Annotated in this window: 19 protein-coding genes, 1 rRNA gene and 3 pseudogenes; 6 read left to right on the forward strand and 17 right to left on the reverse strand. The window is 34.1% G+C overall.

The features are described 5' to 3' along the window. Positions 1-47: 47 nt before the first annotated feature. The 13 genes from OPR30_RS05360 to OPR30_RS05420 form a co-directional block, all read right to left on the reverse strand. A complete protein-coding gene (locus OPR30_RS05360; protein WP_265030577.1) occupies positions 48-2,327 on the reverse strand; it encodes an AAA family ATPase in 2,280 nt (759 codons plus the stop codon). 297 nt (positions 2,328-2,624) lie between these two features. Beyond that, positions 2,625-3,851: a DEAD/DEAH box helicase gene (locus OPR30_RS05365; RefSeq protein WP_012481988.1), complete on the reverse strand. Its 1,227-nt coding sequence runs from the start codon at positions 3,849-3,851 to the stop codon at positions 2,625-2,627. Positions 3,852-3,885: 34 nt separating this feature from the next. After that, positions 3,886-4,137, reverse strand: coding sequence for a cold-shock protein (locus tag OPR30_RS05370; RefSeq protein WP_264336822.1), 252 nt, complete (start codon positions 4,135-4,137; stop codon positions 3,886-3,888). A 174-nt stretch (positions 4,138-4,311) separates the two neighbouring features. Then, positions 4,312-5,646: a TldD/PmbA family protein gene (locus tag OPR30_RS05375; RefSeq protein WP_265030578.1), complete on the reverse strand. Its 1,335-nt coding sequence runs from the start codon at positions 5,644-5,646 to the stop codon at positions 4,312-4,314. A gap of 18 nt (positions 5,647-5,664) precedes the next feature. Further along, the gene (gene atpG / locus OPR30_RS05380; RefSeq protein ID WP_264377641.1) at positions 5,665-6,537 is read right to left on the reverse strand and encodes an ATP synthase F1 subunit gamma; all 873 of its coding nucleotides are present in this window, start codon (positions 6,535-6,537) and stop codon (positions 5,665-5,667) included. A gap of 166 nt (positions 6,538-6,703) precedes the next feature. Next, positions 6,704-7,924 (reverse strand): tetratricopeptide repeat protein, encoded by a 1,221-nt coding sequence (locus tag OPR30_RS05385; RefSeq protein WP_265030579.1) that lies wholly within the window; start codon positions 7,922-7,924, stop codon positions 6,704-6,706. Then, positions 7,921-8,652, reverse strand: a complete 732-nt coding sequence (locus OPR30_RS05390) for a hypothetical protein (protein ID WP_265030580.1) — start codon at positions 8,650-8,652, stop codon at positions 7,921-7,923. The genes OPR30_RS05385 and OPR30_RS05390 overlap by 4 nt, the downstream gene beginning before the upstream one ends. Then, on the reverse strand, positions 8,645-9,874 hold the full coding sequence (locus OPR30_RS05395) for a lipoprotein-releasing ABC transporter permease subunit (RefSeq protein ID WP_264377639.1): 1,230 nt from the start codon (positions 9,872-9,874) through the stop codon (positions 8,645-8,647). The genes OPR30_RS05390 and OPR30_RS05395 overlap by 8 nt, the downstream gene beginning before the upstream one ends. A gap of 116 nt (positions 9,875-9,990) precedes the next feature. After that, complete coding sequence (locus OPR30_RS05400; RefSeq protein ID WP_265030581.1) at positions 9,991-11,292, reverse strand: sugar phosphate nucleotidyltransferase; 1,302 nt, start codon at positions 11,290-11,292, stop codon at positions 9,991-9,993. Positions 11,293-11,401: 109 nt separating this feature from the next. Continuing rightward, positions 11,402-12,649 (reverse strand): hypothetical protein, encoded by a 1,248-nt coding sequence (locus OPR30_RS05405; protein WP_265030582.1) that lies wholly within the window; start codon positions 12,647-12,649, stop codon positions 11,402-11,404. Positions 12,650-12,725: 76 nt separating this feature from the next. Then, a complete protein-coding gene (sdhD, locus tag OPR30_RS05410) occupies positions 12,726-13,091 on the reverse strand; it encodes a succinate dehydrogenase, hydrophobic membrane anchor protein (RefSeq protein ID WP_010407127.1) in 366 nt (121 codons plus the stop codon). After that, on the reverse strand, positions 13,088-13,465 hold the full coding sequence (sdhC, locus tag OPR30_RS05415) for a succinate dehydrogenase, cytochrome b556 subunit (RefSeq protein WP_265030583.1): 378 nt from the start codon (positions 13,463-13,465) through the stop codon (positions 13,088-13,090). Before sdhC ends, sdhD begins: the two co-directional genes overlap by 4 nt. 102 nt (positions 13,466-13,567) lie before the next feature. After that, positions 13,568-15,071: ribosomal RNA gene (locus OPR30_RS05420) — 16S ribosomal RNA — on the reverse strand. 153 nt (positions 15,072-15,224) lie between these two features. Between OPR30_RS05420 and OPR30_RS05425 the strand changes: the two genes are divergently transcribed. Further along, positions 15,225-15,842 carry a hypothetical protein gene (locus OPR30_RS05425; protein WP_265030584.1) on the forward strand — a complete coding sequence of 206 codons (618 nt, stop codon included), beginning with the start codon at positions 15,225-15,227 and terminating at the stop codon, positions 15,840-15,842. A gap of 661 nt (positions 15,843-16,503) precedes the next feature. On the opposite strand, the pseudogene OPR30_RS05430 reads toward OPR30_RS05425, so the two are convergent. Next, positions 16,504-17,782 (reverse strand): annotated as a pseudogene (locus tag OPR30_RS05430) (IS4-like element ISWpi18 family transposase). Between the two features lie 314 nt (positions 17,783-18,096). Here OPR30_RS05430 and OPR30_RS06430 point away from each other — a divergent pair. Then, a pseudogene (locus OPR30_RS06430) lies at positions 18,097-18,926 on the forward strand (IS3 family transposase); the annotation flags it as partial. A 34-nt stretch (positions 18,927-18,960) separates the two neighbouring features. On the opposite strand, the gene OPR30_RS05445 reads toward OPR30_RS06430, so the two are convergent. After that, positions 18,961-19,110, reverse strand: a complete 150-nt coding sequence (locus tag OPR30_RS05445; RefSeq protein WP_265030586.1) for a hypothetical protein — start codon at positions 19,108-19,110, stop codon at positions 18,961-18,963. Between OPR30_RS05445 and OPR30_RS06345 the strand changes: the two are divergent. Continuing rightward, a pseudogene (locus tag OPR30_RS06345) lies at positions 19,058-19,246 on the forward strand (IS3 family transposase); the annotation flags it as partial. The gene OPR30_RS05445 and the pseudogene OPR30_RS06345 sit on opposite strands and share 53 nt — an antisense overlap. 108 nt (positions 19,247-19,354) lie before the next feature. Next, positions 19,355-20,596, forward strand: a complete 1,242-nt coding sequence (locus OPR30_RS05450) for an IscS subfamily cysteine desulfurase (RefSeq protein WP_264375172.1) — start codon at positions 19,355-19,357, stop codon at positions 20,594-20,596. A gap of 48 nt (positions 20,597-20,644) precedes the next feature. On the opposite strand, the gene rodA is transcribed toward OPR30_RS05450, so the two are convergent. Continuing rightward, positions 20,645-21,748 carry a rod shape-determining protein RodA gene (gene rodA / locus OPR30_RS05455; RefSeq protein WP_264376531.1) on the reverse strand — a complete coding sequence of 368 codons (1,104 nt, stop codon included), beginning with the start codon at positions 21,746-21,748 and terminating at the stop codon, positions 20,645-20,647. A gap of 45 nt (positions 21,749-21,793) precedes the next feature. Continuing rightward, positions 21,794-23,242, reverse strand: coding sequence for a proton-conducting transporter transmembrane domain-containing protein (locus OPR30_RS05460; protein WP_265030587.1), 1,449 nt, complete (start codon positions 23,240-23,242; stop codon positions 21,794-21,796). Positions 23,243-23,306: 64 nt separating this feature from the next. Here OPR30_RS05460 and OPR30_RS05465 point away from each other — a divergent pair, with 64 nt between their 5' ends. Next, entirely contained in the window at positions 23,307-23,612 is a 306-nt protein-coding gene (locus OPR30_RS05465; protein WP_265030588.1) for an NADH-ubiquinone oxidoreductase subunit NDUFA12 family protein, read from the forward strand. 2 nt (positions 23,613-23,614) lie between these two features. Then, complete coding sequence (gene mlaD, locus OPR30_RS05470) at positions 23,615-24,070, forward strand: outer membrane lipid asymmetry maintenance protein MlaD (protein WP_265030589.1); 456 nt, start codon at positions 23,615-23,617, stop codon at positions 24,068-24,070. The last annotated feature ends 39 nt before the right edge of the window (positions 24,071-24,109 follow it).

Genomic DNA, 24,109 nt, shown 5'->3' on the forward strand with positions numbered 1-24,109 from the left:
ATTAAAAAATGAGGCTTATACTACAAATTTAATACTCAAGCAAGAATTTAAACTATATTAAAAGCAATTTCTTGTTTATCCATATAAATCCTTAATTTCTTTCCTTTGATTAATTGACGATTCAGCATTTCTTCAGCCAAATGACTTTTTATCTCTTTTTCAATCAACCTCTCTATCGGACGTGCTCCCATTTCTTTGCTGTAGCCAGTTTGTGCAAGATAAAACTTTACTTCCTCTTCGACTGAGCAACTTATGCCCTTTTGCATAAGTTGCTTTTTCAATTCTTGAACAAATTTATCCACAATATACAAAATGACATCTAAATTGAGGTCAGAAAAAGAAATGACTGCATCCAAGCGATTACGAAATTCAGGGCTAAAAATCCGTTCTACTGCTTTTTCGCTATCACCAATATTAAAGTCCTTATACCCAAAGCCAATAGAACTTTTGCTACGCTCAAATGCACCTGCATTGGTTGTCATAATTAAAATTGTATTGGAAAAATTAACTTTACGCCCGTAAGTATCTGTAACATAACCATAATCCATGACTTGTAGTAATATATTGTAAATATCACTATGAGCTTTCTCAATTTCATCAAGAAGTACCACACTATATTGATTGTTAGATACAGATTCTGTAAGCAATCCACCTTGGTCGTAACCCACATATCCAGGAGGGGAACCAATCATTCTAGATATTGTGTGAGGTTCCATATACTCGGACATATCAAATCGTATAAGGTTCATACCCATATTCTGTGCTAATTTCTTTGCAAGCTCAGTCTTACCTACGCCAGTTGGTCCTGCAAAAAGATAATTTGCCAAGGGTTTACTGTAACTTCTCAGACCAGATTTAGCAATTTTAATAGAATTAACAAGAGACTCTATCGCTTGCTCTTGACCAAAAATGGCTTTCTTGAGATTTTCTTTCAAAGATTTTACTCTTTGCACATCATCAAGCTCGCAAGGTACGTTTGTAATCCTAGTGATAGTATTCTTAATATCTCTACTGTTTATAATTTTTCGCCTGTTTTTTTGTAACTTACAATATGCCCCTGCTTCATCTATAACATCAACTGCTTTATCAGGTAATATTCGCCCAGTAATATACTTGTGTGAAAGTTCAGCTGCAGATTTAATGGCATGTTTCGTGTAATATACTCCATGATACCTTTCATAGTAATGCTTTATACCATCTAGTATCTTTACTGTATCATTAATAGAAGACTCTTTTACATTAATTTTTTGAAACCTCCTTGCTAATGCTTTATCCTTTTCAAAGCTATTGCTATATTCTCTATATGTAGTTGCACCTATACAACGCAACGCACCTCTTGCAAGTGCAGGTTTGAGCAGATTGCCAGCATCAAGAAAGCTGCCACTTGTTGAACCCGCTCCAATAATAGTGTGTATTTCATCAATGAAAAGAATAGCGCCAGGTTTTGCCTCAATTACTTTTATTATAGATTTTATTCTCTCTTCGAAGTCACCTCTATAGCGTGTTCCTGCAAGAAGTGATCCTAAATCCAAAGCATAAATTATGCTGGATCTCAGTGCACTCGGAACACTACCTTCAATAATTTTCAATACCAAGCCTTCAACTATTGTTGTTTTACCAACACCTGGTTCTCCGACATATAAAGGGTTATTTTTTCTCCGTCTTAGCAAGATTTCTATAGTGCGATTTAATTCATAATCACGACCAATGACATAATCTATTTTTTTGCTTCTTGCATAATCATTTAAATTTCTACAATAATTTTGTAGAACTTCTTCATCTTTTAATAATTCACCTTTATTTGCTACAGTAGAGATATCGTTATTCTTATCAAGTTTTATCTTGCGATTAGTTACATATTCTTCTATATCACCTGAATATTTTATATTGGATATGTTATAAATCAAATTAGAATCCTTTGCATTCTGTTTGCGTAATAGCTCTTCAATGTATAAATCTCGCTCAGACAGAATCTCTAATAGAATACTTGCTCCATTTATTTCTTTTCTTCCCAGACGATGAGCTTGTATCATGGCTTTATGTATTATGCGTTGAAATAGCACATCAGGCTCAACTTTATTGACAGTTAATTCGGAGTTGTCTTGTAAAAAACCTTTTGTATTATTACCACGATCATTCCTTAATATAATATTATCTATATTTATGATTTCACCAGCTCTGATGTTACATCTTGATAAAACATAATTTACATCCACATCTTTGGTTAATGCTAGCAACAAATGTTCCACTTTTGCATATTTAAGCTTACAATCAGAAGCAATCTGTAACGCTCTATTTAAACTTGCCTCTAAATTTTTAGAAATCATCTATTCTCTTTAAAAGTGTAAATTTATATATAATTAGTAGCACACAATTATTAAAAAAACTGAAATCTAGCAGCTCGTTGTAGCCAAATTGAATTAAGCTACAGATTATAGTCCACACAGCCTAACATTATACCGTTGTGATAATCTCAAAACGTTATAAGCAGCAGAATTAAGATTATCAAATTGTAGGTAAATCTAATTTGGGCTAGCTATATATTCTTTCTACCATCCTCCAATCACTTCACTTTGCAGCAAGTTTACTGGAGCTTTTAAAGAATAGAAGAATAGTTAAGTACATTAATACGCTTTTTCTAGTACTCTGCTTTTCTTCTTAAATACATTGATCTTTTTTCTACCGTATTTAGCCTTTAACGTACTTGGCCTTTTAAAGATCTTTTTGCTGTTACGTTTTTGAGATTGCATACTACAATCAAAATTTGGCTCTCCTTCTTTATCTGCTAGTGCAGGCAGTCTTCTCTTATCTTGAGGTGTAACAAAAGATAATGCAAATCCTTCAGCTCCCGCACGTGCAGTTCTACCTATACGATGAACATAATCAGCTTGCGATTGTGGTACATCATAATTGATAACATGTTGAATGTGCGGAATATCAAGGCCGCGAGAAGCAACATCTGTTGCAACCATGATTTGATTGCGGCCACGACGAAAAGAATCAATGACTCTTTCACGCTTGTGCTGCCTTAAATCACCATGAATTGCCAAAGCGCTATAGTCATCTTTGTGCAATTTGTCAGCTAGCTGATCCGCTCCTCGCTTTGTTTTGACAAAAATAATGATCGATCCTTTGCGCTGACATAATTGTGTAACAAGCTTGCCATATTTTTCTGATTCTGATGCATAAACAACTTCTTGTTTAATTTTTACAGAAGTTGTAGCCTGGCAATCAACAGAAACACGCTCTGGTTGATTAAGATATTTTTCAGTAAGTTTTACTATTTCTCCAGGAAGAGTTGCAGAAAACATAAGAGTTTGCCTTATTTTAGGCAAATGCTTCATAATTTCTTCAATCTGAATTCCAAAGCCCATATCAAACATACGATCCGTCTCATCAAGCACAAGAATACCAACATTCCGAGTAACTAAAGTTTTACGCTCAATATGGTCTATAATACGACCAGGAGTACCTATTATAATTTGTGGTTTTTTCTGAAGCTGATTTAGCTGCCTAAAAATAGGCTCGCCTCCGATCAACAAAGCAACTCTTAGTAAAGAACTTTGAGATAAGAGTTTTCTTATCTCACTTGTTACCTGATGAGCAAGCTCTCTGGTTGGCACGATGACTAAAGCTGAACCAATGCTTGGCTCATTCATCAATTTAGCAACCAGTGGAATAGCAAACGCTAAGGTTTTTCCAGTTCCCGTTTGAGCAGACCCAAGAATATCTTTGCCTTGAAGAGCTAGAGGAATCGCTTGCACCTGAATCGGGGTTGGAACACAAAGATTATTTTTACTTAGAGCTTGCCTAAGCAAAGTTGGAAGCCCCATTTCATGAAAATTACTCACAATACATTACCCTATTAAAAAGCTTTACGATAGACTAATCTTCCAATCTTAAATTTATTGCAGACTTTTTATCTTCTCCGTTCCTACCACGCTCTTCTTTAAGCTCATAACTTACTCTTTCCCCTTTCATTCCTCTCTTTTTATCCTCTCCTCGAAGTGCATCAGGTCTTATTCCTGAACGTTCTAATGTACTAACATGTAAAAAAACGTCCTCACCTTTACCTTCTGGCTTGATGAAACCATAGCCTTTTTCAACATTAAACCATTTTATATTACCAAATTCCATATGGATAACTCCTAAACTACTAACTAATATTATTAATGTGATGAAAAACTTTGAAATTACGATTTAGAATGCTTTAAGCTTAGTTACTGCAACTAAACTTCTATACTCCATAGTCTATTCTTAACATTACATAGTAATAGTACACAATTATTGTACTTAATGCAACTAAAATTTTTAATCACTAAGTGAACCTGCTACTGTCATTTCGCTAACTTTAATCGTTGGTGAATTAAACTGCCCACAGAAAGTTAGGTCATTTGCAACAACTAAATTGCTAAACATATTTTTCAAATTGTCGGCAACAGTAATCTCGTGTATTGGATACGTTATTTTACCATTTTCTATAAAAAATCCGCATGCACCTTGACTATAATCGCCATTGATTAAATTAACACCAAAACCAAATAAATCAGTTACATATATTCCTTCTTTTACTTCCTCAATTAATTCCTCAAATGATCTATTACCATTTTTGAAATAGAAATTACTAGCTGAAGGAATAATTGCAGCATTACTTGCACGAGTTGCATTTGCGGTCGTTTCCAAGTTTAATTTCCTAGCCGAATATAGATCTAAAATCCAGTTTTGCAGTACTCCATTTTTTACAAATTCATTTCTTCTGCTCATTATTCCTTCCCCGTCAAACGGTCTTGATGTTATACCCCTTGGTAACAATGGGTCATCAATAATGCTAATCTCAGTATTAAAAATTTGATTATTTAAACTATTTCTCAAAAAAGAGCTATTATTTACAATATTGCTACCATTTATGGCAGAAGCAAAGCTCTTTACTAGCTCTTTTGCTGCTCTTTTTTCAAAAACAACCGGAAATTTGCCTGTCCTGATTGTAAATGAACCCAATTGATCTATTGCTCTTTTTGCTGCTTCTTTCCCTATTGACTCCGGTGTTTTTAAATCACTGAAGTTGCATGCTACATCGTAATCGTAGCCTATTTTCATTTCACTCTTTTCTCCAGCAACAACAGAAACCTGATTAACAAAAGTTGACTTACTAAATGAACCAACAAAACCAGAAACGGTTGATAATACTGTATTTACTGAAGTATGTGAAGATGAAGCTCCTTCGGAATTAATAATATTTTTATGTGCAAGAGCTGAATTTTCTGTAGCTTCAGTAATTTCTTTTAATTTATCAATTGTTACAACATTATTATCTGAGATATTTAAATCTGCAGAAGAGATATAATTACTGCCATCTACAGCAAAACTAATATAAGGATCTTCCTGGGCATTCTTTGCCATTTCCACCACTTGGCTCACTGCACTACTAAGATTATTCAAATCGTTTGTGGAAATATACGCAGCTTTGTTATTACCTGCTATAGCTCTAATTCCGACAGTACAGTTTCTAGATTGTGATATTTGTTCAATTTTTGATAGACGCTGAGAAACCGAGGTCTTATTAGTTTCATATATTGTAACTTCTGCGTCTTGATTCTGCTTTTTTATTAGTTTAGTGATATCTGCTGCAATATTTAATATATTCATTTTTCATTCCTTGAGTTTCTATAAAGATTCTGCACCACCTATAACTTCAATCAAATCAGTTGTAATTGCTGCTTGACGAGAACGATTATAAAGTAATGCTAGTTTATTTAGCATTTCTTTTGTATTTCTGTTTGCTGATTCCATAGCAACCATCCTAGCACTATTTTCACTTGCTGCACTTTCAAGTAAAGCAGAATAAAGAGCAGCTGTAACATAATCTTGAGTCAAAGATTTTAAAATAAACTCAATATTTTGTGGTTCATACTCATAGCCGTAATCTGTTAGAGGACTAACTACAGAATTATCAATTAATAATGAGTCTTTACTCCATGGTTTTATTGTTTCTAATATTGGCTTTTGCATGAAGGTATTATAGAATTTACTGTAAAAAACCTTAACTTTATTGTATTTACTTAGATCTATATCACTAACCAAGGCTTCCACACGCTTTAGTTTGATTCCCTTACTATTTTCAACCTTCAAGATATTTTTAGAATTAAATCTATTTTTGCCTGTCTCAAAAGCTTTCTTACCAAAAAAAACAATGTCTACTTTCTTATCATTTGCAATTAATTTGTTTATATGCTCCTGACTGAATTTAACAACAGAGGAGTTAAAGCTGCCACATAAACCACGATCAGATGCAATAATAAATACTAGGAAAGAATCTTCATTATTGATATTTAGAATTCTTGCTAGTAACTCTTGATCCGCTGATAGCGCTAGTGAAGAAATAATGCTATGCAGCTTAGATATATGCAATTTTGAATTTGATAATTTCTTTTGGCTTTGTAATAATTTTGCTGCAGAAACCATTTGCATTATTTTCGTGGTTTTCTGCACAGACTTAATATTTTTAATTCTTAAGGATAATTCCTTTAAGCTCTTCATTTTGTATATAATTCTAATTTATTAAAATATATAACTGGTAATGTCTAAAAACAAGTTTTTTTGACATTGGAGTCAAACCTAATTAAGAAACTCACAGATTTACTGTTTTGAGATAAAGATTATATTAAAGCAATCTCGATGTAAAAGTATCACACCTTATGGAGTCTTATAATATAAGGTAAATACAATTAAGACTATTGCAACTTGAGCACTTATAATCCCATTGCTTTAGCTCTTTATTACAATCAGCACATTTCCAACCTGGATCAGGCACAGCTTCTGAGTCCATCCTGTTTAACCAATAAATTGCTTGATCATACTCTTGCAACATAATCTTGAGCTGTACCATAACAAGGTAGATTGATATGTAATTAGCTTTTTTCATAGCAATATCTAAATGATGACTTGCAAGATCATATTTCCCTAAGCTAATTGAAGACAAAGCAAGCAAGCAATAACTAAAATAATAATCAGGGCGTAAGTTATATAGTCTTTCAGCGCCTTTATTATTTAACTTGATATACATTCTAGCTGATTGAGGAGTAGGATTTACTCTATACTCTTCCTCTAATACTGTGGAAGCTTTTCTGATTTTTTCAAGCTTGATATATAATTCTGCCTTTAAATAATTGATGGGCTGAAAAGTTGCATAATAACTTTGTGCTTTAGCTAAATAATCTATAGCTTTGTAAAAACTTCCTTTACTTTCGTATTGCTTTGCTAAAGCGCAATAAAAAACCGCTAACATCTTTTTACGATCAAAGGGAAGAAAAATATTGAATTTGATAGCTTCCTTTAACTTTGAAATTGCATTTATCCAATCTTCTTGCAATATACAATGCTCTATTTGAAAGGGAATAGACAAAATTTTATCATTAATTGAACTAGAGCAATATTCTATAAATTTTTGAAAGACTAACCTTTCTTGCTTTAGGTGAATAATCAGTTTATTTATCAGAAGTAGAGCTAAGTTGCGATTTTTACTTGCAATACTCGTTAAATTATGGCTGAAAAAGCTGTAATTTCCCGTTTTACCTGAATTAAAGAGCTTTACTAAAGATAATTTATCACTTTCTTCATTTAGATTTTTAATTAGCTTATTGGTGTTCTCTATATTACCTAAGTCTAAGCTAAAGAAAGCTTCAAAGAGAAGCAATTCTTCCCTACTTCTTCTTCTATTTTTTATGTTAGCAAATGTTGATGAAATAGAAGAACAAAAACGTGCAACTGCAATCAATAAAAATAATAAGACTACGCAAGCAAGAATAACGAAATATAGATCAATACTTATAGTGTAATTGCCTAATTCCAATTTTATTACTTCACCACTTACCTTGATCCATATGCCAAATAAAAACGAAAAAGCAAAAATTATAAAATAAATCATGAGATGTATTGTAATAAGTGACGATATATTATTGAAGTATTCTTGAAAGCTACAATAAAATCATTCAATTTATTAAGCCATGATTTGAATTCTGGGTATGTTAAGTCACTTATTGCGGTGGCTATGCTCTGCCAATCATTATCGCTTATTAATTCTTCAATTTCCGCAAGCTTTAACCTGAGTGGATCACTACGATCATCTATCTTTATCCAATTTGAAATGATTTTTTTAAACAAGTTACTTTTATTGTAGTTAATAACAGTCATGTTCTTCTCAAAAGACAATTTCAACCCGCGTAAAGTATCTACCTCTTTCAAATTTTCCAATTCATTTACTGCATTTTCTATCTCTGGATCGTCAAGCTCTGATATCAAAGGCTTTATTGAATTTATATGATTATCAAACTTGGCTTCTCGCAATAACGAATTCTTCATCTTAATCACAAGTAGCAGCAACTTTGCGAGGTTCTTATGCCTTAAACTACCATCACCTTGCTCACATTGAGTGTGCAGATTTCTCTTTAAGTCAAATATCCTTTTCTCTACCCTAGATTGATTCACTTCAAGCAATACTCTAAGTTCATCCATCTTCTCCGTTAAACCATTTATACTATTTTCACTTTCTTGCTGATTTATTTTGAAAAATATTATGTTATTTATTGCAATATGGCTAACAAATAACAATATAATTAAGAACCAACCTATGCATTTTTTTCGAGTATCATTCATAACGTAATATCTCCGCTGGGTCTTGTGCAGCTGCCTGCAATGCAGGAGGAATTGTTGCTAAAAATGACAAGAACAATGCAAGTGCAGAAATGTTCACTACATCTTGAGAAACTAATATCACTGGCAAACTTGAAAAAAAGTATATCATAGGATCAAATAGCTTGATGTTGGTAATGTTTTCTAAAAACACTCTAATATTTTCAATGTTGAGAGAAAAAATAACTCCTATAACAGAGCCAAGACAAGTTCCTGTAAAACCAATTAACAGCCCACAAGCACAAAATATCCGCATAATGCTTCCACTTGTTGCACCAAACGTACGCATAATTGCAATTGCGGATTTCTTTTCTTGCACTATCATCATCAAACTTGAAACAATATTGAATGCTGCCACAACTATAATCAAAGTAAGAATTAAAAACATCACATTTCTTTCAGTTTTTAAAGCATTAACATAATGGCTTTGCTGAGATTGCCAACTTTCAGCTTTCATTCCTGTTTCTTTTGCTATAGCGTTTGCTAGCTTATTAGCCATAGCAATATCATCTACAAACACTTCTATATTTCTCACACTATCTTTATAATTAAAAAAAGCCTGAGCTGATTTCATGGGCATATACATCAAGGTATTATCGTACTCAAACATACCCATATCAAATATTGCTACAACTTTATATTCTTTCATTCTTGGCATTTCATCAAGCAATACATCAAATCCTTCAGGAGATACAAGTATAATATTATCACCATAATCAATATTCAAGGCTTCTGCCAATCGTGCCCCTATTATTACTCCTTCATCGAATTTTTCCACATTACCCACAATCACATTATTTGTAACGGTAGTGTTATTAAATAAGTCTTTAGCTGATACACCACGAACTACACTACCTGCAATTCCACCATTTGCTGCAACGATTACTTGATCATTGGTCATAGAAGTAGCTTTTAATACACCTGGGATTTTCTCAATAGATTTTAACACTGCGTGGTAATCTGAATTTATGCTTCTATCAAAGTAAACATTAATATGGCCATTAATGCCAAGTACAGAGTCGAGCAGCTTTGCTCTGAACCCATTCATTACAGACATTACTACTATTAGCGTTGCAACTCCAAGAGCAATACCAATAATAGAAAACAAGGCCATTATAGAGCAAAATCTAGAATTCTTTGCTCGCAAATAGCGAATAGCCATAGTAAATTCAAAGGCAATAGACATTATACTAAGATTTAAATATCATACTTTTTATGCTTCATATAACTGTAATTTTTCCTTTACCTCAAATTAGGTTGTCTAAATTTAGCAAGCTTATAGAATATATTCAATATTCTATATTAAGACCTTCCATATATATCGTCCAATCTTACTATATCATTATCAGATAAAAACTTTCCTACCTGAAACTCAACTATCTCAAGAGGAAATCTTGTACTTTTATTCTCAATTTTATGAAACACCTTCCTTGGAATCTCTACTACATGATTTTTTGTTATAGCATATGTTTTGTCATCTAAACTCACGCATCCAACCCCTGATAGTATTATATGGTACTCATCTCTATAGTGGTGAAATTGCTTAGAAGTGCAGCTCAGTGGATTTATAAAAAGGTATTTTATAAGAAAATCCTTACCCATTAAAATCACACTATAAAATCCCCATGGCTTAATCTCTTTCCTTGTTGTCTTTGCTTCTTTAACTTTATTAATGAACAACATTAGGCTCTTATTTTGCCGTTTATAAACTCTACCTAATAAAATCTTTTCACCATTTTCTGTCATCAAAACTGGCTCTCTTCCTTTTGTTACATGCTGAAATGAAACTAAATTCTCACTAAATCTCTTACTCAGTTCTAAAACTGAACTCCAAGTACCAATATCCATCCAATCAAAATTAGCTTCTACCATTGCAATATTTTCTGCTTTTTCTATCACTAGGTGATCAATAGATGTATCACCCATTCCTGCACAATTTTGCTGTTCTAAATACAGAAATCTCTCTCGTGGTACAAAATGCTTCATACTTTCACAACATAAATTATAGAAAGTCGGAGCAATTTTTTTTATCTCATCTATATAGCGTTTTGCTTTAAACACAAATATTCCAGAGTTCCAATAATGATTATTGTCCAGCTCATATTCAGGCTTTTCTATAAAGCTCTTTACTATGTGATATTTCCCTTTCTGACCATATACTGCATTTATATAGCCGTATTCCGAATTGAATTCATGAGGCTTTATCCCAAAAGTGACTATAGAGTTAGTTTTAGAGGCTAGCTCAGACGCTTTCTCAATAGAAACATAAAAACTATTCAAATCACCTATAAAATGGTCTGAAGGCAGAACTAAGATTGTCTCGTTCCTATCGCAGAGAAGCACAGCAATTAGTATTGCTGCCGCTGTCCCAATTTTAACTGGTTCAAAAACTACTTTACATTCCTGTAATGCATGTAATTCCTGCATCAATAATGACTCATATTGTATATTTGTGGTAATGATGGGTGGCATATAATCGCCTTTTAACCTCAACAAAGTGTTGTGAAACATAGTATTCTGACTAAATATTTTCTGAAATTGCTTTGGCTTAGATAGAGGCCAAAGTCTGCTGCCACTACCACCACACAGTATTACAGGGCGCATTTAATTAAGATATTAATTATTTGATTAATATCTTATACTAACGGCAAAATGCATGCAAGTTTTTATTGTGAGATGATTAAAGTAAAAAGTAATTTAAAGTGATGGTTGACTACGAGCGTGATGGAGTCCCTAAATTTTTTGATGAATCTTGTCTTCTTTCTCTCTCTCTATCAATATAAGGAGTGTTGCTTTTTTGATTAACGGCTGCAGCTACTTTTTCATCAGTTTTGTTTTGCAACTTTTCCTTTAAGCTTTCTCCAACACCTAGTTCTCTAGATTTATCTATACTTTCACTATTTTTGCTCAACCCCTTCTCTAAGTTTTTTTCAATATCTGATTTTCTAGCGTTAAGCTCTTTCCATGTACCCGCTATGCTAAGTGGCTTATGATCCTTCTGCTTCGGCTTTGGCCTTTCCCCATTTGTAACAACATTAAAGTCGCTTTTTACTTCTTTCCAACATTCTTTCAATTGGTGTTTCCACATAGTAAGATAAGCATCACCATACTTTTTCTCATTTGCTACAAACAATAAAATTGGAGCCTTAAGTATGGTAGCTCCCATATTCACTAAATTTTTTACTGCCATTGCAGGGGTGAACAAAAGATAGCCAAAAGACTTTGCAATTGGGTTTTGTTCGCTTATTAAATACTCCCCTAACTTTATAGGAAGAGAGGTCAACAATTTAGTACAAACTTTAGCCAAGCTTGTAGCAAAAACGATAGAAACAGATATAAGACTTTTATCTAGCTCTAGATTACCATCCTGATCTCTAATTTCTGAAAAATGGGTGCTTAGCTTCTTGTAATCACTAGCGTATAGTAATTTTCCATTTCTTCCTTTTTCATCTCTATCTTTCTCATCAACTTCTCCCGTTTCATCATTGATGAAACAACCTTTTTTAGCAAGAAAAGAAGAATTAGTTAATCTAAGTAACTTAGTATCAACCTCAAAGACCGGCAAGTGTTTTTCAAGATCTATTTTTGAAAACTTAAATGGATTATAAAATTTACTATAATCATTAACCTCACGCCCAATTTTACTAACTAAAAAGTCAGTAGTAAAGTAAGATTTTTTATCAATTTCCTTAACCAAGGCTAGATCAAATTTGTATTCATTATATATAAGCTGGTACTCTGGATTTCCGTCTTTATCTTTTACAAGCTTGTCATTTTTTTTTACAACTCTCCCAGAATCTACAATCTGATCATAATTTTTTGGATATTGACACTTTCTTCCATCCTCATATATCATTACCTTTCTAAGGTCTTTGACATAAACTTGAGACTCAGATGAACTAAATAGATCCTTCACCTTTAGCGTAAGGTCTATCCCCAACTTTTTCAATGTCTCTAACATATTGCTAAACCAAAATCGCTATAGTTCAATAATAAAACTAGTACACTAATAATATATTAACATAGAACTGGCAACTTTACAAGAAAATATGCCTATAAAAGAAAAAAGTCGTAAAAGCAAGGACTATATAAGTAATGCTTGATAAGTATTTCATGCATGTAATTGTAAAAATCCTTAGAGGTACGCTGTCTATATAATCTTCACACACTACCTGCATTCCAAGAACTGCATGCCAAAAAATGCAAAACACCAGTATAACAAAAAACAAAAGCTCTAGTGGATGATTAATAGCCTGAAATAATTTTTCATTAAAAGATAAAGGGCTATCAACATAAAATGTGCAAGAAAATGAGTAAATAAACCAAGGAAATAAAAATAACAAAATCACCGCAGAAACACGCTGGATCCACCAATGATGTACTGAATTTACAGATTGACTCATATAAATATAAATAAAAAAGCCATAGTAGAAAGAAATAGCATTATTGTTAGTAACATAGCACTTTTTAAAACACTAGCAATTTCTAAATTAAGCCCAGCATCCCACAATAAATGACGAATACCATTAAGAAAATGATACATAAAGCTTACAAAGCATAAGATATAAGCTAATTTAGCAACAGGAGTGAACAATAATGCATTTAAGCACCTTACTATAATTAACTTAGGGGAGTAAACATATAATATAAAATACCAAGAAAGTATGATTAATAAAAAAAATAGCAAGATACCAGTCAATCTATGCATAATAGAAAAAAAACTAGTAACTTGTACTTTATATATTTGTAAATGTGGGGAAAGAGGCCTGTTACTCATAAAATTTCGTTATCGAGAAATTAAAAAATAAAGTAGAAGTAAAGACAGCAGTATAGTACATAATGACACTATTATTTGAAATGGTGAATTACGTACAAAGCCTAAGGAGGTAATCCAGCTGCAGATTCCCCTACTGCTACCTTGTTACGACTTCACCCCAGTCACTGATCCCACTTTAAATAACTCCTTCCTTGCGGTTAGGCCATTAGCTTCGAGTGAAACCAATTCCCATGGCGTGACGGGCAGTGTGTACAAGACCCGAGAACGTATTCACCGTGGCATGCTGATCCACAATTACTAGCGATTCCAACTTCATGTACTCGAGTTGCAGAGTACAATCCGAACTGAGATGTCTTTTAGGGATTGGCTTAGGCTTGCGCACCTTGCAGCCCATTGTAGACACCATTGTAGCACGTGTGTAGCCCACTCCATAAAGGCCATGATGACTTGACATCATCCCCACCTTCCTCCAGCTTATCACTGGCAGTTTCCTTAAAGTACTCAGCATTACCTGATAGCAACTAAGGATGAGGGTTGCGCTCGTTGCGGGACTTAACCCAACATCTCACGACACGAGCTGACGACAGCCATGCAACACTTGTGTAAAATCCGGCCGAACCGACCCTATCCCTTCGAATAGGTATGATTTCCATGTCAAGAAGTGGTAAGGTTTTTCGCGTTGCATCGAATTAAACCACATGCTCCACCGCTTGTGCGGGTCCCCGTCAATTCCTTTGAGTTTTAATCTTGCGACCGTAGTCCCCAGGCGGAATGTTTAACGCGTTAGCTGTAATACAGAAAGTAAACTTCCCATATTTAACATTCATCGTTTACAGCGTGGACTACCAGGGTATCTAATCCTGTTTGCTCCCCACGCCTTCGCGCTTCAGCGTCAGATTTGAACCAGATAGACGCCTTCGCCACTGGTGTTCCTCCTAATATTTACGAATTTTACCTCTACATCAGGAATTCCTCTATCCTCTTTCAATCTCTAGATTAATAGTTTTAAAAGCAATTCCAAGGTTAAGCCTCGGGATTTCACTTTTAACTTATTAACCAGCCTACGCGCCCTTTACGCCCAATAATTCCGAATAACGCTAGCCCTCTCCGTATTACCGCGGCTGCTGGCACGGAGTTAGCCAGGACTTCTTCTGTGAGTACCGTCATTATCTTCCTCACTAAAAGAGCTTTACAACCCAAAGGCCTTCTTCACTCATGCGGCATGGCTGGATCAGGCTTTCGCCCATTGTCCAATATTCCCCACTGCTGCCTCCCGTAGGAGTCTGGACCGTATCTCAGTTCCAGTGTGGCTGATCATCCTCTCAGATCAGCTATAGATCATTGCCTTGGTAGGCTATTACTCCACCAACTAGCTAATCTAATATAGGCTCATCTAATAGCAATAAATTTTTCCCCCGTAGGGCGTATACGGTATTAGTTGCCGTTTCCAACAATTATTCCGTACTACTAGGTAGATTCCTATACATTACTCACCCGTCTGCCACTAAGTTATACCATAGCAAGCTACAATATAACTCCGTTCGACTTGCATGTGTTAGGCCTGCCGCCAGCGTTCATTCTGAGCCAGGATCAAACTCTCAAATTTAGACTTCAACCTATAAAAGGTTGAGGGTACATCGGATAAATCCGACAAAAAATAATTTAGCTTGATACTGCTGTCTTTATTTCTACTTTAGAAATATTTTAATCTCCAACTATTCAAACAACTCTAAGAATATTATTATGTGATATAATCACTATGTCAATATGTTTTTGCAAATCAAAAGCATTAATGTATAAATATATAACTATTTGGAATATTACCATGAAAAAATACATCTTTCTGCTTGCACTCGCGCCAATGTTAGTTGGCATCACATTATACTTATTGCGCAACATTGATAACACAAAACAATCTATAACTGCAGGTGACAAATTTTACGAAGTATTATTCTTAAAAAAAGATAATAAGTCACTGCTAGAAGAAATAGATTCAAATTGGGAGTATTTAGCAAATTTTGAACGCGCATTCAATCATATCTCAGATTCAATGCCAACAGACACAGCATCTATTATTTATAATGATTTGGCAGACGATAAAGATGCTCCTGATATTTTGCGTGAGTTAGCACAATACTTAGAAGTAATGAGCTTACTTCACTCCAGCGGTGAAAAAACAAATAGAGATAAAATTAGTAATTTAGAATCAAATGCGGTGTACCCTTATTCAAGCCAAGAAGCTATCGCTATAGTAAAGATACACAGTAACGACATTAAAGGTGCAATTGAAATATTGCATTCATTATTAAATGATAGAGAATGTCCGACTCTAATCAAGGCCAATGCGCAAGAATTACTTCGGATATACGAAAACTAAAAAACTTGCTTGCATAACAATTTGGCAGCGCATCTGATGAAATAAAGAACTTTACTTGACAAACCTCCCTATTTTATTATGGCACTAAAAGTATTTATGACTCAAAATTTGTTTTTGACTGTAGGATCAATCACAAAATCCAGTAAAAACTTAGGTGTTTATTGGTAGATTACGTAAAATTATAGCGGTTTTTTAAATTTTTTCTATACTCAGCCAAGTCGCGCTTGTTAGAACATTATTACAGCACCACTTACAGTAATATAGAGTCAAAATTTCACTACTCAGAGGTTCCTTTTACCTTTTTATTTAGTAAGACTTCTCTATATTTATAGTTAATATATCAAAGAATAAACTTCACTAGCAGAATATCATTCTAGCACTAAAATGACAAAAAGAGGATAAAATCGCAATAGCTATGTATCAAGCACCGTTGTATTTTCTCTATATTTTAGATTACTTTGTTTACACTGCCATTAAGTTAAGGGAAAGAGAAGTTAAGATTGGACAAAAAATTTGAAGTGATTGATAATTATGGTAAATACTAGGGTGAATTTTTAAGAAAAGGGAGTCTGAAAAGTGCAAGTTATTTAAAAAAGTAATAATTGCAGGTTATTTTGCAAAGAATGTACTAATACAATGATACTGAAAAGATATCTTGAATTTAAAACACATGTTTTCTAGCTCTTTTCTGGTAGTTGAGTGAACGAATATCAGATATCTTATGACGATCAACTCTTCTCCCTTTTCTTACCACTAAAGTGTTCATCAAAAATAACTGTGATAGTCGATCCATAATGCAGTCTATGTCTGACTCTGTAGAAAAAATATCAAAGGCTAAGTTTTTAATCGCATTAAATGAGACAGATTTATTGATGCTTTTTTTTAGTTTACTATTCTGTGCGCTCAATGTCTCTTCATCATCTTCTATCATGATACTTTCTAGATTACTGATGAAGATAGTTGACCAAAAATCCTGCTTGATAGTTTCAATACTTTTTCCTGTGAAATTCTCTAAATTTAATCTTCCCTTCAGCCTAGAAAAAAATGTTTCTACTCCCCAGCGCAAGTAATATAATCTCTCAAACTCTTCGACTGTAAAACTTTGCTCATCTAACAGATGATGTTACTAACACTTCAACTTCTCCAGAAGAAAGTATTATTTTGACTAACCTGAATTTCATCTCATCAGGTAATCCTAGCTTTCGTAGCTGTCTTGCTACTTTAATAGGTGCGGTAGACACTACCACCGTACTAGATGGGCTTTCCGGCTTAAACATAGCGTTTATTTCATTGAAAGACGAACTTGGACAGCGAATTATATAATTGATTTTCCTTCCTGTAAGCTCAGCAAGAAATCGATAAGATACGTATCCTCTATCACAGATTAACAAATCGTCTGATTTTATGGATTCAAGCATACCGATCGCTAAATCAACCTCATAGCTGTCACCTCTACTTAGCACAGATTTTATTGCAATATTATTTAGCACATCGTAGCAAACTTCAAAGGTTGCACTTGTATAGTCTTCAAATCTCTGGATTCCATTCCATACTGCTCTTGAGCTAAACTCGCCTATTATTTTGTCGCTCTTTGGCAGAATCAGTATTGAAGCATCAAATGCAAGTACTCTGAAGCCATGGTGGGTTTTAAATTCCTGATCTTGGTAGTATAGGGAAACTATATCATCATTTAACTCTGAAAACGCAGTATGCTTTAGCTTCTTTCTTGCTTGAGTAAATGCACTTGCCGTAATTGTGTAATCTTTTCTTGTATGCAGAACAAACTCATTAAGCATTACTTGTAATGACTTTACACTCTTTCTAAAAATCAGGAGAAATACATTAATGAAGGGCAGCTTTCTTTTTCGTGAGAAGTCTTTTGAGGATGCTCTGTGTGCGTTTATAAAGTTTAAACTCATCAATTTATTTTTTATAAACATGATTATTCTTTTTTTTACTCATGTCATTACTTCTTTTAATTTGTGGATCTTACCTGATTTTACAATACAGTCCATCACTTCCCCTTAACTTAATGGCAGTGATCCCAGTGTCAGCTACTCTGATGACACCAAAGGGGCACTTGGATAGAGGCTACTTGAATAACACCATCATAAGGTGAAACTAGATTCCAGTGTCAAGCACTGGAATGACAAGGAAAGGGCTACTTAGATGACAAGAAAAAGGACGCTGAGATGACACCAAAGAGGCTGACACCACCATAAAGTAAATTCCACTAACACTATAGGAGACTAACATGAACTTTTTAAAATTTAAAGAAACAGGTCAATCATCAGCAAAAATAGCAAGAGATCTGGGTATTAACGGCGATTCATTAAGCAGGTGGGTAAAAAAATACAATGATAAAATGTCTGGGACAGACGCGTTTCCAGGAAAAGGAAAGTTGGCTCCTTATGACAAAGAACGGTTTGATTTAAAGAAAGAACTGGCAAGAGTAACTAGAGAAAGAGATATTTTAAAAAAAGCCCTGGGATATTTTGCAAACCAAAAAGAGTGAAATATTCTTTTATAAAAGAGCATGAAAACTGCTGTAAAATAAGAGAGCTATGCAGGTTTTTGAACGTATCTGCTTGTGGTTATTATAAATGGATTTCTAAGGAAAAAAGTAATAAAAAATCAACAAGAGAAGAGCTCATAAAAGATATTCAAAAGATATATCAAGCGTCACAATGCAGATACGGAGCTCCACGCTGAATTAAAGGTTTTAGGTAAAAATTATAACATCAAAACAGTGCAAAATGTTATGCAGGAAAATGGCATTCAAGCCCAACTTAGACGAAGGTTTAAGACTAAGAAACTTCAAACAGACAATAGAGTTATAACTCCTAACATATTGGATCAGAATTTCACCACTGATCAGCCAAACAAGATATGGGATTACATACATAAACACCAACGAAGGATGGCTATATTTGGCAGCAATAATAGATTTATATTCACGCATGGTAGTTGGTTGGTCAATGAGTAATTCAATAAATAAGCAATTAGTTATAGATGCTTTATTGATGGCTGTTGATAGGCGCAAACCCGTTAAAAATCTACTATTTCATAGCGATCAAGGATGGCTTTGTTGCATGGCTCAAGTAAAAAAAACTGGAAGTTACTGACCTTCATTTTGACTGGCATATTGGTGGTTAAATACCTGTTTTATAATGATTTCTGTCAGTAACTTCCAGTTTTTTTTACTTGAGCCATGCAACAAAGCCATTTCGGAGAGCTTTTTTAGTTCACTAAAGAGGGAATTACTCATTGATACCTCACAACACTCCGCACAAGAAGCTAGAACCGCAATATTTGAATACATAGAAATTTTTTATAACAAACAACGTAGACATTCTACTATTAACTATTGCATTCCTGAAAAATTTGATTCATCATTTTCATGAAAAAAACGTCTTAACTACCTGTCTACTTTTTCTGGGTAAGATCAATATCTTGAAAAAATTAAGCTTTAGTGCTACTAAATATTGTAACTTCTATGCTGAAACCTGACTATGAATATGGAAAAAATACGCAATGCTAAAATAAAATTACCAATATTTCTCGATTATCAATCTACTACTAAAGTAGATCCTCGTGTTTTGGAGGTGATGATACCTTATTTTGGTGAGTTTAGTAATGCACACTCTCGTAGCCATTCATTTGGTTGGACAGCTGAGGAAGCAGTAGAAAAAGCAAGGAAGCACATTGCTGATTTAGTGAATGCAGACAGCAAAGAAATCGTCTTTACATCGGGTGCAACCGAATCAAATAACATGGCTATCAAAGGTGTTGCTCATTTTTATAAGAATAAGGGAAATCATATAATAACTGTCTGCACAGAGCATAAGTGCGTTTTAGATTCTTGTCGACATCTGGAAAATGAAGGCTTTAAAGTTACATATTTGTCCGTTAAGCAAAACGGAATTATAGATTTGTTGAAACTTGAGGAGGCAATCACTGATAAAACAATTCTGATTTCAGTGATGATGGCAAATAATGAAATCGGAGTAATGCAACCTGTCAAAGAAATTGGTGCAATGTGTAGAAAGCATAATATATTTTTTCATACAGACGCTGCCCAAAGCTTTGGAAAAGTTCCAATAGACGTAAATGAAATGAACATTGATCTTATGAGCCTTTCTAGCCATAAAATTTATGGACCTATGGGAATAGGTTCATTATATGTCCGTAGAAAAAATCCTCGTGTTAGGTTGACGCCACTAATTAGTGGTGGTGGACAGGAGAGAGGCATGCGCTCTGGAACAGTTCCTACTCCCCTTGCAGTTGGTTTTGGTGAAGCGGCACGTATCGCTAAAGAAGAAATGGAAATAGAAGCAAGCAAATTAGAAGAGTTGAGAGATATTTTGTACAACAAAATAAAAGAGGCATTTCCTGATGTTGTTTTAAATGGTGACTACGAAAATAGGATTCCAGGTAACCTTAACTTAAGTTTTCCTTATGTTGAGGGTGAGTCTCTTATCATGGCAATCAAGGATTTAGCAGTAAGCTCTGGTTCTGCATGCACATCTGCATCCCTTGAGCCTTCTTATGTCATAAGATCACTAAACAATGGCCACGATCTTGAGCATTCATCAATTAGATTTGGCCTTGGCCGATTTACAACTAAAGATGAAGTTCTATATGCAGCAGATCTTGTTACTAAAAATGTTGGACGGCTAAGAGAGATGAGCCCACTTTTGGAAATGGTACAAGAGGGAATAGATTTAAGCACCGTAAAATGGGATTCTCATTGAAGAATAAGACGTTAACCATTAGCAGAGTGATGGTTGTCTAAGCTCTTTCTATGGGTGAAATCGGAAACTTAGCTTTAAGTCCTTTGTAGATGCCACGGAACTAAGTAGCAATCCTATACATATTAAGCTCGCAGCAGTTGTGCTTCCGCCATAGGATAGAAATGGAAGTGGGTCACCTATTATAGGTAAGAAGCCTATTGTCATTCCAATGTTTATAAAGAAATGAGCACTAAAAAAGGCAAAAACCCCGATAGATATTAACTTAGAAAAGTAATTTTTTGACCTGTAAGCAATGGAGAATATTATAGCAAGCAATGTGGTATAGAGTAAAACCAAAGTCATGCTGCCTAAAAAACCCCATTCCTCACTCAGTACCGCAAAAGCAAAATCTGTTCGTTTCTCTGGCAAAAATCCAAGTTGAGTTTGACTTCCATTAATAAATCCCTTACCAAACAAACCTCCTGAACCAATAGCTATTTGAGATTGCTGTGCATTATAACCTATTCCAAGTGGATCTACTGATGAATCCAAAAATGATAATATCCTTTGCTTGTGATAAGGGCGCAAAAAAGGCCAAATAGCTGGTATTGCGAAAATGCCAAGAGTTCCAAAAATTATTAAATGAGGTCTCTCCATTATTGCTGTGAATATGATTGATGCTCCTATAAACAATATTATTACAGCTGTTCCTAAATTAGGTTGCTTCAATACAAGGAATACAGGTAAGAAAATAATTATAAGTGGCTTAAATAAGCTTTGAAATTTCATCATTTTATACACACTTTGTTTATTAAAATAACAAGCAAGTGCAAGTATTAAGCCCACTTTTACAAATTCTGATGGTTGTAAACTAATTGACCCAATTCTTATCCATCTCGTTGCACCCATTATATGCGAGCCAAAAAAATTTACTGCTAACAGCGCAATTACTGCTGCTATGTAAAAAAAATAAGCGTGCTTCAAATAAAAATCTAGCTCTATAAATGACATAGCTATAGCAAGCAAAAGGAAGAAAGAGAATATGACCAATTGGTGAATTGCAAATGGAGCCCACTTTCCTCCAGCAGAAGAATATTGAACAACAATGCCAACGCAAAACAGAGCTATTACGTTCATGACTAATAATAAGTGAATCTTCTTCAGCTTATCCACAGCGAAAACTTTACAGACTTTTAGATACAATAAAACATAAGAAAATCAAAAAGCAAATTTATTAATTACCAACCGAATTGGATTACTATATATCCCAGTTATTACCGTTAAAATTGCCATAAATAATAGACAAAAGAGCATAAGCAATGGTACCTCATTAAGTGTCATTCCAGCGTTTGATGCTGTACTGTTTTCAAAATACATTTTCTCAACCATTTTCCAAATGTATACTAATGCAAAAAAAGAGCTAACAGCAAAAACCATCAGAGAGACCCATGCATGAGATTCAAGAATTGCTTGCATCATATACCACTTACTTACAAAGCCATTTGTCAAGGGTACACCGATTAATGCTAAACTAAGTAGAGTAAATGCGAGTGTTGTATAGGGCATTGACTTTTTTAGTCCTGATAAATTTTCTATTTTTGTCATACCAACCTTATAAGAAATACACCCTGCAACCATGAATAAAGACGTTTTTATCATGCTATGATTTACTATGTGAAGAACTGCTGAAAACAAACCTGATTTTGAATTTAAACCCAGCATTAAAAGTATATAGCCAATCTGACTGATACTGGAGTGAGCAAACAGTCTTTTTATATCTTTTTCGATTATTGCAGATATTGATCCAAATACAATAGCGCAAAGTGCGAGGATAATTATCACATTATGCAGTGGTAAGAAAAAATTTTGCTGAAAAACAGTGTAAAAGATTCTGATAAAAACATATATCATCACTTTGGTTACTGTACCTGAAAAGAATACGCTAACGAAGCTAGGTGCTTCACTATATGCGTTAACCAGCCATCTGCTGAGTGGAAATAGTGCCATTTTGATTGAGAGACCAACAAAAATGAATAATGTACCAAGTCTTATGATGTTATTATCGTATAATGGTACTATTCTTTCAGCCATGTCAGACATGTTGAGCGTTCCGGTCATAGAGTATAAAAGGCCGATGCCAAACAAGTAAAATGTTGCTCCTACAGTACCACTAATTAGGTATTCAAATGCTGCAATCAGGGCTTTTTTGTCCCTTCCCATTGAAACTAATACATAAGAAGAAAGAGATGAAATTTCCAAAAAAACATAAAGATTGAATATGTCGTTTGTTACTAGAATCCCAAGTAGTCCGCTTAAGCACAGTAGAAATAGAGAGTAAAAACCAGTGATCTTGTTTTTGCTAATTTCTTTCTCGTTAATATAAAAGCTATAAAGCACGCTAATCAGCGCTATAAAATTCACCAAAGTTAGAATCAAGGAGTTCAATATGTCGATTCTCAATTCTATTCCGTATGGAGGAGCCCAATCTCCAAGATAATAAGTTATAATTTCACCATTGTATGTTTTCACTAGCAACGTTAATGAAATAAAGAAAATAGCTGCCGTTGTAAAAAAAGAGATAAACCAGGACACCCTATGTTTCCTGGTAAGAAAGCAGAACATCGACGCAATTATTGGTATAATAACTTGTAGAATTGGTAATTGCATTAAACTGTTGTTAATACATCGTTAAAGTATTAGTATATATAATACTTTTTGTTTTAACACCTTTATGTTGTCTAAAATTTATAATACAGTAACGAGCCTATTGCGGAGAGAAGGTGAACTTATAGGAAGGGACGAAAACGGAAATTCTTACTATGAATCAAGTAAAGGAAAAAGATGGGTAATATATGACAATGTTTCTGAGCCTACAACAATTCCTCCAGCATGGCATATATGGCTGCATTATACTGATAATGCAGTACCAGTGAATAATAACAAAAGAAAAATTCCTAATTTAACAGGTACAAAAGATGCATACTACCCAAACCAAAAGGTGAAAAATTACTATGAAAGCTGGAATCCTAATAACTAAAGATGCGAAGGTCAAATATACTTGAAATAACTGCTGGTTCATTTGTATTAATTTTTACTGTTTTTCTTATCTTCTTCGCTATTGATAAATTATCTTACATAAAGAAAAACTATAAGGATTGTTATAAAATACATGGCCTTTTTACTGATGCTAACGGTGTAGGAGTTGGTGATAGTGTCAAGATCTCTGGTGTGGAAGTCGGAAGCATAACTGGTGTATCACTCGACAAAGCTACCTACATAGCACGAATCGACATGTGTATAAGTAGGGATATAAAACTCCCATTTGATAGCTCAGCCCTAATCACTAGCAGTGGAGTTGTTGGTAGTAAATTTGTTAATATATCACCTGGCGCAGATCCCAAATTAATTTCACACGGTGGTAAGATAGCACACACTCAAGCTGAAGCAAATATGGGCGGAATAATGGATAAAATTATTGGCATGTTTACAAAGTGAGAATAAGAACACATAAGCCGACTTGGCCTATGTACAATT

It is taken from the genome of Wolbachia endosymbiont (group B) of Athalia cordata (genome assembly GCF_947251845.1).
GTDB lineage: Bacteria > Pseudomonadota > Alphaproteobacteria > Rickettsiales > Anaplasmataceae > Wolbachia.